This is a genomic window from Bradyrhizobium sp. 17 (genome assembly GCF_023073515.1).
In the GTDB taxonomy this organism is placed as follows: Bacteria; Pseudomonadota; Alphaproteobacteria; order Rhizobiales; family Xanthobacteraceae; genus Bradyrhizobium; species Bradyrhizobium canariense_D.
On record NZ_JADPJQ010000105.1, the window covers coordinates 366,658 to 378,858 of the forward strand.

General features: G+C 66.3%; 11 protein-coding genes and 1 pseudogene. 4 read left to right on the forward strand and 8 right to left on the reverse strand.

The window, feature by feature from the left end:
* Nucleotides 1–12: 12 nt before the first annotated feature.
* Both IVB13_RS20675 and IVB13_RS20680 read right to left on the reverse strand, forming a co-directional pair.
* Entirely contained in the window at nt 13–1,380 is a 1,368-nt protein-coding gene (locus IVB13_RS20675; protein WP_247455078.1) for an amidase, read from the reverse strand.
* Nucleotides 1,361–2,556: pseudogene (locus IVB13_RS20680) on the reverse strand (MFS transporter). Before IVB13_RS20680 ends, IVB13_RS20675 begins: the two are co-directional and overlap by 20 nt.
* 26 nt (nt 2,557–2,582) lie before the next feature.
* Between IVB13_RS20680 and IVB13_RS20685 the strand changes: the two are divergent.
* Nucleotides 2,583–2,918, forward strand: a complete 336-nt coding sequence (locus tag IVB13_RS20685) for a hydroxyisourate hydrolase (RefSeq protein ID WP_026233653.1) — start codon at nt 2,583–2,585, stop codon at nt 2,916–2,918.
* On the opposite strand, the gene IVB13_RS20690 is transcribed toward IVB13_RS20685, so the two are convergent.
* The 4 genes from IVB13_RS20690 to IVB13_RS20705 are packed head-to-tail and all read right to left on the reverse strand — an operon-like array spanning nt 2,919 to nt 6,786.
* On the reverse strand, nt 2,919–3,734 hold the full coding sequence (locus tag IVB13_RS20690; protein WP_018458752.1) for an ABC transporter permease: 816 nt from the start codon (nt 3,732–3,734) through the stop codon (nt 2,919–2,921).
* On the reverse strand, nt 3,734–4,597 hold the full coding sequence (locus IVB13_RS20695; protein WP_247404711.1) for an ABC transporter permease: 864 nt from the start codon (nt 4,595–4,597) through the stop codon (nt 3,734–3,736). The genes IVB13_RS20690 and IVB13_RS20695 overlap by 1 nt, the downstream gene beginning before the upstream one ends.
* Before the next feature lie 17 nt (nt 4,598–4,614).
* On the reverse strand, nt 4,615–5,661 hold the full coding sequence (locus IVB13_RS20700) for an ABC transporter substrate-binding protein (protein WP_007608710.1): 1,047 nt from the start codon (nt 5,659–5,661) through the stop codon (nt 4,615–4,617).
* Nucleotides 5,662–5,691: 30 nt separating this feature from the next.
* A complete protein-coding gene (locus IVB13_RS20705; protein ID WP_247490210.1) occupies nt 5,692–6,786 on the reverse strand; it encodes an ABC transporter ATP-binding protein in 1,095 nt (364 codons plus the stop codon).
* A gap of 88 nt (nt 6,787–6,874) precedes the next feature.
* Here IVB13_RS20705 and IVB13_RS20710 point away from each other — a divergent pair, with 88 nt between their 5' ends.
* A complete protein-coding gene (locus IVB13_RS20710; protein WP_247370667.1) occupies nt 6,875–8,266 on the forward strand; it encodes an amidase in 1,392 nt (463 codons plus the stop codon).
* Here the strand turns inward: IVB13_RS20710 and IVB13_RS20715 are convergent.
* Together IVB13_RS20715 and IVB13_RS20720 are read right to left on the reverse strand one after the other, a co-directional pair.
* Nucleotides 8,263–9,012, reverse strand: a complete 750-nt coding sequence (locus tag IVB13_RS20715) for an aspartate/glutamate racemase family protein (RefSeq protein ID WP_018458756.1) — start codon at nt 9,010–9,012, stop codon at nt 8,263–8,265. The genes IVB13_RS20710 and IVB13_RS20715 overlap by 4 nt on opposite strands.
* On the reverse strand, nt 9,009–9,725 hold the full coding sequence (locus IVB13_RS20720) for a GntR family transcriptional regulator (protein ID WP_018458757.1): 717 nt from the start codon (nt 9,723–9,725) through the stop codon (nt 9,009–9,011). Before IVB13_RS20720 ends, IVB13_RS20715 begins: the two co-directional genes overlap by 4 nt.
* A gap of 206 nt (nt 9,726–9,931) precedes the next feature.
* Here IVB13_RS20720 and IVB13_RS20725 point away from each other — a divergent pair, with 206 nt between their 5' ends.
* A complete protein-coding gene (locus tag IVB13_RS20725; protein WP_018458758.1) occupies nt 9,932–10,672 on the forward strand; it encodes an aspartate/glutamate racemase family protein in 741 nt (246 codons plus the stop codon).
* A complete protein-coding gene (gene hydA / locus IVB13_RS20730; protein WP_201263813.1) occupies nt 10,672–12,093 on the forward strand; it encodes a dihydropyrimidinase in 1,422 nt (473 codons plus the stop codon). Before IVB13_RS20725 ends, hydA begins: the two co-directional genes overlap by 1 nt.
* Nucleotides 12,094–12,201 lie beyond the last annotated feature (108 nt).

A 12,201-nucleotide genomic window follows, 5' to 3' on the forward strand; every position in this document is an offset into this window, starting at 1 on the left:
CGCCTCTCGGGATTATGTTCGCAATATGGCCTCGATCTCTTGCGCTGCTTCAAGCAGCGTGCGGTCTTGTCCGCGCGCGGCGATGACCTGAAGGCCGAATGGAAGTTCGCACCGATCCGTTCCGCACGGCAGCGAAATCGCCGGCAGACGAGCATGATTGACAAAGGGCGTTAACGCCGCGTGCGCGCGCGGGCTCGCCGCGCGGCCACCAATCATGTCGGGTCCGAGCTGGGTGAATGGCCAGGCGACACAGGGAACGGTTGGCGCCAGCAGCAGATCAACCTCGGTGAAGAATGCCGCGAAAGCATTGGCGATTGCGGCGCTTGCCAGCAGCGCACCGGCAACGTCGGCGCCCGACCACGACAGCCCTCGCTCGATCTGTCTGGCGATGTCAGAATCGAACACGGTCGGATCCTCGCGGAAGGCATCTCGATAGAGTGCGGCGAGGCCGGCCTGCTGAAGCGGCATGATAGCCTCTTCCGTCGCGCCCGCCGGCCAGACGGGATCGCGCTGCGCGATGCTGAGGCCAGCGGCGGAGAGACGCGCGATGGCGAAAGCGAGCCCTTCAGCGACAACATCGTCGACGGCGACGTCGAGCCCAAGGCGCGGCGAGAACGCGATGCGCAGACCGGCGATGTTTTTGGCCTCTTGAGCGATGCCGGCTGAATCCGGATCGCGCGGATCGACGGCGGCCATGGCCTCGAACGCCAGCGCGATATCGGCAACGTCAGTGGCGATCGGCGCGATGACGGAGAGGCCGAAAAACGGTTCGGCGAAGCCTGGCCCATAGGGGATCGCGCCATAGGACGGTTTGAACCCCGCGACGCCGACATGGGCCGGCGGCCTGCGGCTCGAGCCGCCCGCATCGGTGCCGATCGCTAGCGGCACGAGGCCGGCCGCAACCGCCGTGGCAGGGCCGCCCGACGAGCCGCCGGGCGTCAACGTGGGATCCAGCGGATGCCGCGTTGGCCCATACAGCGGCGAGGTGGTCACGCCCTTGCAGGCGAATTCCGACGTTGCGCCGATGCCGACGACGACGGCGCCGGCCTTGCGCAGCTGCTCGATCGCAATCGCATCCTGCGGCGCGACGAATTCGGCGAACAGGCGCGAGCCCTGTGTCACACGCCAGTCACGGACCCAGATGTTGTCCTTGACGACGACGGGGACACCGGCGAGCGGCATCGTCTCGCCGGCACGCAGGCGATCATCGACCGCTGCGGCGTCGGCAAGCGTACGCGCAGGAGCGGTCGTCACCACTGCGTTCAGCGCCTTGGCGGCCTCGATGCGCGCAAGCGCGGCCTTGGCGGTCTCGACCGCACTCGTTCGTCCGGCGGAGACGTCGGCCGCAATCTCGCACGCGCTACTTCTTCCCTTTGTCATGGCCTCCCCAGACCAGTGCCAATGTGCCGCAGAGGGCGAGGCAAGCCAAGGCGAAGAAGGCGGCACCGAGACTGGCTGCGCTGTCCAGGAAGGACACCAGCGCCGGTGCTGCCAAGAGGCCGGCGTAGGATGCGGTCAGCACCGCGCCGGTGGTTTCGCCAATCCTGTCCTGCGGGGCGAGGCGTGCGATCTCGGCGACGAAGACACCGTTCCACCCGGAGGCCGTCAGGCCGAACAGAGTTGCAATCGCGAACTGGCCGGTCCGCCCGAGCGATACGCCATCGAGACCCAGCAGCGCGGCGCAGAACGTCATACCGAGGCCGATGACGACGAGAACTCCGCGCGAGGCATTGAGGCGCGTTGCGACGAAGCCCCAGCCGAGCCGGCCGATCAGGCCGCCGGCCTGGGCGCAGGCAAGCGCCATGCCGGCCTCGACATGGCTGAGGCCGAGCTCGCGGGTGCCGAGCGTGACGAAGACCGTATTGAGCGACACCTGCATCGCGCTGAAGGGCATCGAGGCCAGCGCCAGCATTGCGATGCGCCGGTCCGCGGTCACCAGTGCCAGCCGCGTGCGAAGGCTAAGCTCCGGCAGTGGCACGACCTTGACGGCGTAGGCGGGCCGCAGGCGCTCGAACCACGCTATCGCCAGCAGCGCACAGGCGCCCACGGCGGCATAGCACCAGGCGGGCCCGAGCGAGATTGCGATCGCGGGCAGAACCAGCGAGCCGCAGACGGCGCCGATCTGGTTTCCGGTCTGGCGAACCGAGAACACGAACGCGCGCCGCTCGGCCGTCACGAGCCGCGCCAGCAGCACCGCGCTTGCGGGCGTCTCCGGTCCGAAGGCGAGGCCAAGACAGAGGCCGGCTGCGAGCAGGGCCGCCGTCGAGCCGAGCGAAGCCAGCGCCATGCTGGCGATGATCGCCGCCGCGCAGAGGCTCGCGATCCGCATCGAGCCCAGGCGGGCGATGAAGCCGCCGCCCCAGAACGAGGCGGGAATGCCGACCGCGAACACGGCGCAGGAGAACATCGAGAGCTGCCAGACCTCGATATGGGCGCGCGGTGCCACCACGCCGGCGCGAACAGAGCCAGAGCCACCAGCGCCTGCAATGAGGTCGTGGCGCCAAGCGCGGGCAGCAATGCGGGCGCTGGTCGAACGGCCGTGTTTGCGTCTACCATGGTGCAGCGCTCTCGGGGGGAACATTGTGGCAGGTGGCATTTCCATTCACGCGGTCGATGTGGCGAGCGGACGCCCGGCGCAGGGTCTGCGCGTCGAGATCTGGCGGATCGATCCGGACTCGCTGCGCGTCGCCGACGGACGGCTTGGTGTCAACGGCGTGCTCGATCATCCCGTTGCGCAGGGGGCGGGCGTGACGGCGGGCGAGTATGAGGTCCTGTTTCATCTCGGCGAGTTCTTTGGCGAGCGCGACGGGTTTCTCACGGTGACGCCGTTCCGCTTTCGCATCAAGAATGTTGACGAGCATTTTCACCTGCCGCTGAAATTCACGCGCTGGGGCTATTCGCTGTTCCGCGGCGCCTGATCAGTTGGTCAGCCGCCGCGATAACCCCGTGACGCGCTCCATAATCGCGACCAACGCGACGGTTGCAATGATCAGCACGCCCGACAGCGCGGCGATGGTGACGTCGAGCTTGCCCTCGAGGTCCTGCCACATCCGGATCGGCAGCATGTCGGTGGCGGCATCACGCAGGAACAGCGACACCGGCACGTTGTCGAAGGACGACATGAAGGCGATGAAGGCGCCCGCGATGATGCCCGGCCGGATCAGCGGCAGCACGATGCGCCGGAACGTGTAGATGCGGCCGGCGCCCAGCACGGCCGAGCTCTCCAGCAGGGTCGGCTCCAGCTGGGCAAGCGCCGCAATCGTATTGCGCACGACATAGGGCACGCAGACCACGGTGTGGCCGATTACCAGCGTCAACGGCGACACCGGCAGGCCGACCAGCGAGAACAGCATCAACGCGGCAAGGCCAAAGGCCAGCGCCGGCAGAACCAGCGGCGACATGAAGAGGGAATCGAGCAGCCGCGCCGACAGCGTCGGTGAGCGCGAGATCGCGAGCGCGGCGGCAACGCCGAGCACCACGGACAGGCCCGTCGCCCACAGTGCCACGATGAGGCTGTTCTTGGCTGCGAAGTGCAGCTGCCAGGCGTTCCACAATTCGGCGTACCAGCGCAGCGAATAGCCCGGCGGCGGAAAACGCAGCGAGAAGCCGCTGGTGAACGAGACGATCAGCACCACCAGCGACGGCGCGATGATGATGATCAGCGCAATCGCGGCGATCAGGCTCATGACCAGCTCGAAACTGAACGCCTCCAGGGTGCGCTTGCGCCCGCTCATCACGCACCTCCATAGCCGCGCGACAGGCGGCCGAGCGTGGTGAAGACGGAGACGACCGCGAGCACCGCGAGCAAAAAGATGATCGAGATTGCGGAGGCAAACGGCCAGTTCTGCAGGGTCGAAGCCTGCTGGTAAAGATACATCGGCATGAACAGCATCTGTCCGCCGCCGATCAGCGACTGGGTGATGAAGGCCGTGATCGCGGCGGCATAGGTCAGCGTGCAGCCGGCGATCACGCCGGGCAGCGACAGCGGCAGCACGATCCGGAAGAACGTGCGCCAGCTTCCAGCGCCGAGCGAGCAGGAGGCGTCGTCGAGATTGGAATCGATCCGGCCGAGCGCGGTGATCAGCGGCAGCGTCGTCAGCGGCATCTGCACCTGCGCCAGCGCGAGGACGACGCCGAACTGGGTGTAGAGCAGTTTCAGGGGCGTCTCGATGATGCCGAGCGATTGCAGCGTCGCGTTGATGATTCCCTGGCGGCCCAGGATGACGATCCAGGCGAAGGTACGGACCACGACGCTGGTCAAAAGCGGCAGCAGCACGATCAGGATGATGATGGTCTGAAGCCGCGACCCGACCCGCTGGTAAAGCCAGGCGATGGGAAAGCCGAGCACGAGGCAGACGGCCGTCACCTCGGCCCCAAGCAGCAGCGTCGAGCCGAGCACGCTGAGGCTGAAGGGATCGGTGAGGAAGTGCAGATACTGGCCGAGTCCCCAATGGAGCGCGGCCGTGTCGTTGTGCAACGAGAGCCACAGTAATTGCAGCAGCGGCACCACGAAGAACACTAGGAAGAACAGCGCCAGCGGCGCTGCCAATCCCATCCCGTAGGACGTGACGTCTCGTGATGCCGGTGCTGTGCCCATCATGAGTCCTTGAAGCTCTAGATCTTGATCTCGCGGTTGAAACGCTCGATCCAGGCCGAGCGCTGCTCGTTGATCTTCTTCCAGTCCTGGAACACGAATTTCTGCTTCAGCTCGGCCGTGTCCTTGGCGAGCACGCGCGCGATCTCGCCGCCCATCGCCACCTTGGAATTGGTCGGCACGATCAGGTAGGGCGGGTTCATCAGCGTGGTCTGCACTTCCGGGGTCAACGACGCCTCGATCAGCTTGAAGGCGAGCTCGCGGTTGGGCGAGTTCTTGACGATGTGGATCGTGGTCTTGAAGGCGATGGCACCTTCCTTCGGGGCCACGAACTCGACCGGCACGCCGCGCGCTTTCAGGATCTGGATGGCGTTGAAATTGCCGGGCGAGATATCGATCTGGCCCTGCTGGAACAGGGTGGCGAGCGCGCCGGGATTGGCGGCGACCGCGGCGAGGTTGGGCTTCAGCTCCTCGATCGCCTTGAAGCCGGGATCGACATTGGCTTCCGAACCGCCGCGCATCTTGGCGATCTCGACTAGCCAGCCGGTGCCGAGCGTCGAGTTAAGGTTGGTGATGCCAACGCGGCCCTTGAACTCGGGCTTCCACAGATCGGCCCAGGAGGTCGGCGGCGTCTTGACGGCTTCCGGATTGTAGGTGAGGCCGACGACCTGAAAGAAGGGGGCAGGGCCCATCGGCTCCTGGGCCTCGGCGATCAGGTCCTTGTAATAGGCGCTCTTCTCGACGGGGTATGGCTCGACCAGATCCTGGCCGATTGCGACCAGGGCCGGGCCGGGATCGTGCAGCATGACGTCAATCGGCGGATTGGCCTTGGCGGCGTTCACCTTGGCGATCTGGTCGACCGAGAGCATGGGGTCGAGCACCATCGCGGCATCGGCGTTCGCCTTGCGAAAGGCCGGCACCAGCACGGCCTTGTGCGCCTCCTCCCAGCTTCCGGTGAAGGTCGCAAACACCAGCGGGCGGGCCTGGGCGTAGCTCAGTCCGGGAAACGCCTTCATGGCGCCGAGTGTGAGTGCGGTCGTCATCAGGCTTCGGCGGTTCATGATCATGGTCGAACTCCCTCTGGACAAAAACTGAATTCAAAGCGTTGCAGGAAAAGCGTTTGCGAGCGACGGGGCGAGCGGCGCGAGGCGCACCGCGGCGCCGCTCTCCAGGGTGCGCGTCTCGCCGATGCGCGCCTGGGAGATCTTGACGCCGGAGCCGTCCGCGGTGGTGACCTCGTGGACGACGGTGGCTCCTAACGGCAGCGACATGCCGACCACGCCGGCAAAGCCGGTCTCGTCGCCAACGAATTGCAGATGCTCGGGGCGTATGCACACGGTGACGCGGCCGCCCTCGGTGAGAGCGCCGCCGGCGGGACGCGCAATGATTTCCGCGCCGGCATCGAGGCGGACTTTTGCGGCCGTGCGGTCTGCCGAGACGACCACGCCGGGCATGCGGTTGCTGGCGCCGACGAACGTGTTGACGAACAGGGTCTGCGGCCGGTCGTAGACGTCCGACGGCGACCCGAACTGCTCGAGCTTGCCGTGGCTCAGGACGGCGACGCGGTCGGCCATCGACAGCGCTTCTTCCTGGTCGTGGGTCACGATCAGCGTGGTAATGCCGGAGACGCGCTGGAGCCGCTTGACCCCGATCTGCATGTCGAGCCGCAGATTCTTGTCGAGCGCGGCAAAGGGCTCGTCGAGCAACAGGATTGACGGCTTGATCGCGAGCGCGCGGGCCAGCGCGACGCGCTGCTGCTGGCCGCCGGAGAGCTGCCGTGGCAACCGTTCCGACATGGTCGGCAGCTGCACCAGATCCAGCAAGCGCTGTGCTTCGCGCTGGCGGGTCGCCTTGTCGATCCCGCGCGCGGCAAGCCCATAAGCGACGTTCTCGCTGATGCTGAGATGGGGGAATAGTGCGTAGTTCTGGAACACGATGCCGACCGCGCGGCGGTTCGGCGGTAGCGCGTCGACGATGTCGTCGCCGATGATGATCCGCCCCTGCGTCTGCGCGATGAAGCCGGCGATGATGCGCAGCAGGGTAGTCTTGCCGCAGCCGGAGGGGCCGAGCAGGGCGATGATCTCGCCCCCTTTGATGTTGAGATTGATGTTCTCGACCGCGAGCGCGCCGCTCGGATAGCGGTGGGTGACGGCGTCGACCACGAGCGATCGGCCGCCTTGCGCTTCAGCCATGGTGTTGCCTCCCGTTGCCCCGGAGTAGAAAGCAAGTCTCATGCCCGCACCGGTCGCTTTTCGCCGCGAGGTTTGGCATGGTGGGGTGATGACGTCGGATCGATCGGTTTGCGACCTCACTGCCACGGCCCTCGCACGCGCCCTCGCGAAGGGCGAACTCTCCTCGCGCGACGCGGTCGAGGCGCATCTGGCGCGGATCGCGAGTCTTGATAGCCAATTGGCGGCCTTCGTGACTGTCGATGCGGAGGGGGCCCGCCGTGCCGCTGATATCTGCGACGCCGCGCCAACGCGGGTCGGCCCGCTGCATGGGGTGCCCATAGGGATCAAGGACCTCACCGACACTGCGGGGGTTGCGACCACGTACGGATCGGCTCTGTTCCGCGATCATATTCCGGCCGAAGACGATCTCGTGGTCGCGCGATTGCGGCGCGCTGGCGCGATCATTCTGGGAAAGACCAACACACCCGAATTCGGCTTCGGCGCGGTCTGTACCAACAAATTGTGCGGGCCGACGCGCAATCCGTTCGATCCGGTACTGACTTCGGGTGGATCTTCCGGTGGCTCCGCGGTTGCGGTCGCGGCCGGCATGGTGCCGTTGGCCCATGGCACCGATTTCGGTGGCTCCGTGCGCACGCCCGCAAGTTTTTGCGACGTCGCCTCGATCCGGCCGACGCCCGGTCGCATCCCGGCGCCGCATCGCCCCCTCGGCTGGGACATGCTCGCCACCCACGGTTTTCTCGCCCGCGGCGTCGACGATCTCGAGCTTGCGCTGTCGATCTGTGGGGGAGGCGATGTGCACGACCCACTCTCGATCGGTGTCGTCAATGAGGATCGGCCGGTTGCAGTGCGTCCCCGGATCGCAGCGACGCCCGATTTCGGGATCGCGGCCGTCGCGCGCGATGTCCGTGCACGTTTCGCCGCGGCCTGCGAGGCGCTCGGAGCCGTGGCCGATGTGGTGCCGTCCGCGCCCGATTGCGGCGGTGCGATCGAGGCATTTCGGACGCTGCGCGCCGCGCACATCGCCAACGGCTATGGCGAGCTGCTGAAGTCGCGCCGCGCCGAGCTGACGCCCACCGTGATCTGGAATATCGAGGCGGGCGCAAAGCTCTCCGCGGAGGACTATCTCAATGCCGAGCGTCGCCGCACCGCGATCTATCGCAGCTTTCGCGAGCTGTTCAGCCGCGCCGATTTCCTGGTAGCGCCGGCGGCGTCCGTTTTGCCCTGGCCGAATGAGATCAGCGACGTCACCACGATCGATGGCGCGGCGCTGGAGACGCCGATCGATTATCTCGCCGTCACCTTCATCGTGTCGCTGGTCGGTTTCCCGGTGCTGACCCTGCCGGCCCCCCGAGCGGAGAACGAGCTGCCGTTCGGTATCCAGATCATTGCACCGCCGGGATGCGAATCCCGCCTGTTTGCCTTCGGCCGTGCGATTGAGAACAAGCTTGGTTTTTCGCATCGCTGGCCGCAGCTCCCCTAGTTATCGCGATGCTCGAGCCGGGCGGCGAGCGCATCGGCAAGACCAAGGGTGGGTTTGGCAGCGGGCCGGCGGTACGTGCCTGCGGTTGCCTTGCGCAGGCGAAGCGCGACCAGGGCCTCGGCCTGCTTCACCGACGCGATGACTTGATCGACGACTGGGACGGGGATCCGGTCGGCCACGCGCTCGGCGAGGCCCGAGAGCGGCGCACCTGCAAAAATCAAGACGTCCGCGTCGTCCTCCACGATCGCGCGCCGGGCGAGATCGACCAGCACATCCTCCTTCTCGGTGCCGACCTCGGAGATCGCCTGGAACGGCGTATCGAGCATGCGGATGCCGGCGCAGCGCTCCCACAGCCCGTGGGCGCGGACGCATTCCTCGTACCAGGGGCCGAGCGCCTGGGCGAAGGTGACGATGGCGAAACGCCGTCCGGCCATGCAGGCGGTCAGCATCGCCGCTTCCGCCATGCCGACCACGGGAATGTCGAAGGTTTCGCGCGCGGCGAACAGGCCGGGGTCGCCGAAGGCGGCGATGATCGCGGCGTCGACCTTGCGATGCTGCCCGGCCAGCATCTCCAGCGCAATGGCACCGCCGATCTGTGCCTCGGTGCGTGTCGAGATATAGGGCACGCCGCGGGTCGCGGTGCAGGGGATCAGCTCGGTCCCGGGCGCAGCCGCGCGCTGCCCGACATCCGTCATCAACTGGGTGACTGCGGTGCTGGTGTTCGGGTTGAGCAGCAGCAGCTTCATGATTGCGCCGCCGTCTGCTTGGCTTGAGAGGCCGCGATGACTTCGAGCAGCGCCGTGCCGGTGCGCCGAACATGGGCGCCGAGCAGGCGTCCTGCGGTTTCGCTATCGCGCGCCTCGAGCGCGGCCAGGACGCCGGCATGCTCGTCGACCGAATTGCTCCAGCGCCGGTCGGCGCCGAGCGCGAGGTAACGCGCGCGCTCGGCGCGGGAGATCAGCGTCACGTGCGCCTCGCGCAGCGGCGTGTTGCGCGCCATGCGGACGATGGTGTCGTGGATCTCGCCGTTGATGGCGAAGTACTCGTCGAGCTTGCCGTTGCGATGATGACCTTCCATGCGGGTCTGAAGCGTGCGCAGGCGGGCGAGATCGCGCTCGGTGGCGCGCTCGGCGGCGAGCTCGGCGGCCAGCCGCTCGATGCCGGCCAGCGCCTCGAACAATTCCGAGATGCCGTCGACGGCGAGGTCGGCGATGCGCGGGCTGCGGTTGGGGCGGAGCTCAATCAATCCCTCGGCCGCGAGCACTTTCATCGCCTCGCGCAGCGGAGTGCGCGATACGCCCAGCTCCTTCGACAGCCTGGTTTCCTGGGTCTGCGATCCCGGCGGCAGCTCGCCGCGAATGATCATCGTCCGCATCCGCGCGGCGGCGCGCTCATGCAGGCCCATCCGTTTGAGTTTGGGCGACTTTCGGCCCGGGTTCGGTTCGGATTTTTGCGGCACGCCGGCCTTCCTGCTGACGTGCGATCGTAGCTAATTTCCTTCACGTGAGGTGCCCAAATAGAAGACGTATGTGGCTCAAAACACGTGCATATCGAATAAATTGTATGCAGCATGCAGATTGCGGGTTGCGTGGACCGATGCGGACGCGGATGATCCTTTTGAGGAAGCCGAGGAGCGCTTTCGCCGCAACGGAGCGACTGCGATCGATGTCAATTGTGCGCAAACGCCTCGGCATGATCACGCCGTCCTCCAATTCGGTGCTGGAGCCCGTCACCAGTGCGATGCTCGCCGGCGTGGCCGATGTCACCGCGCATTTCTCGCGTTTCCGCGTCACCGAGATCGCACTCGACGCCGCCGCGCTGAACCAGTTCGACGCCTCGGTGATGCTGCCTGCGGCGGACCTGCTGGCCGATGCGAAGGTCGATGCCATCGCCTGGAACGGTACGTCCGCAAGCTGGCTCGGCATCGGCAGAGACCGGAGCCTTTGCGAGGCAATCACGGTGCGCACCGGCGTGCCGGCGACGACCTCCACGCTCGCCTGCATCGATGCCGCTCGCGCGCTCGGCGCCAAACGTGTCGGCCTGGTCTCGCCCTATACCGACGACGTGCAGCGGCGGATCGGTCACGTCTGGGCCGAGGAGGGGATCGCCCCGCACGCGGAGCGGCACCTCGGACTGCGCGACAATTTCTCTTTCGGCGAGGTCGCGCCTGCGACGATTGCTGGCATGATCCGCGCTGTGGCGGCTGACGGCGCCGATGCTGTCGTCATCCTCTGCACCAACCTCGACGGCGCCGCGCTGGCGGCTTCGCTCGAACGGGAATTGAATGTCGCGGTGGTCGATTCGGTAGCGGTCACGCTGTGGCGAACCCTGGAGCTCGCCGGCGGCGATGCCGGGGCTCTTGCCGACTGGGGGCGGATCTTCCAGACATCGACGGTCATCAAGTGATGGAGACTCCTGTGACGCAGCTCGATCTTGCTATTCGCGGCAGTACCATCGTGACGGCCAGCGACGAGTTCCGCGCCGATATCGGCATTCGCGACGGCCGCATCGTCAGCATTGCCGATCATCTCGAAGGCGCAGCGCGCGAGATCGACGCGACCGGGCAGCTGGCCCTGCCGGGCGGGATCGACAGCCATGTCCACATCTCGCAGGCCTCCGGCCCCGACGTGGTGATGGCCGACGACTTCGCCTCAGCGACCCGTTCGGCAGCCGCCGGCGGCAACACCATGGTGCTGCCGTTCGCGCTGCAGGAGAAGGGCACGTCTCTGCGGACCTGCGTCGAGAACTACCGCAAGCTTGCCGAAGGCGAGTGCTATATCGACACGGCGTTCCATCTCATCATCTCCGATCCGACCGCGGTCGTGCTCGGGCAGGAGCTGCCGGCCCTGGTCAAGGACGGCTACACCTCGTTCAAGGTGTTCATGACCTATGACGACCTCGTGCTCAGTGACAAGCAGCTGCTCGAGGTCTTCGAGGTCGCGCGCCGCGAGGAGGCGCTGGTGATGGTCCATTGCGAGGGTTACGACGCCATCCGTTTCCTGACCTCCAAGCTGGAACGCGAGGGCCATATCGCGCCCTATTATCACGGCGTGTCGCGGCCACAGGCGGTCGAGCGCGAAGCCACGCATCGCGCCATCAGTCATGCCGAGGTGATCGGCGTTCCCATCATGATCGTGCACGTCTCCGGGCGCGAGGCGATGGAGCAGGTGCGCTGGGCTCAGCAGCGCGGATTGCCTGTTCATGCCGAGACCTGCCCGCAATACATTACGCTGACGGCTGACGACATGAAGGGTCTGAACATGGACATGTCAGGCGCGAAATATGTCTGCTCGCCGCCGCCGCGCGACGCGGAAAGCCAGCAGGCGATCTGGGAAGGCATCACCACGGGCGTGTTCCAGACTTTCTCGTCCGATCACTGCCCGTTCCGTTACGACGATCCCAGGGGCAAGCTGACGCCGAACGGCCGCACCTCGTTCCGCTGGGTGCCGAACGGCATTCCAGGTGTCGAGACCCGGCTGCCGATTCTGTTCTCCGAAGGCGTGTCGAAGGGACGGATCAGCCTGCAAAAATTCGTCGAGCTGACCGCGACCAACCATGCGCGCATCTACGGCCTCTATCCGCGCAAGGGCTCGATCGGCGTCGGCTTCGATGCGGATATCGTGCTCTGGGATCCCAAATTGAAGAAGCCTATTCGGCAGGCCGATCTGCATCACGGTTCGGACTACACGCCATGGGAAGGGTTCGACGTCACCGGATGGCCGGTAACGACGATCGCCCGTGGCCGGGTGGTGTACGAACACGGCAGGATCGTCGGCGACAAAGGCGCAGGCGACATTCTCAGCCGCGGCAGGTCGAGCCTGATCTGATCGGACTCAACGCGTTGCTGCTCAGCTATGGCGCCCGTGCGCGCGGCGCGAGGGCCGTCTCAAGTCCACAGATCATGCCGGTCATATGTTCGTATCCAGCCTTCGCAT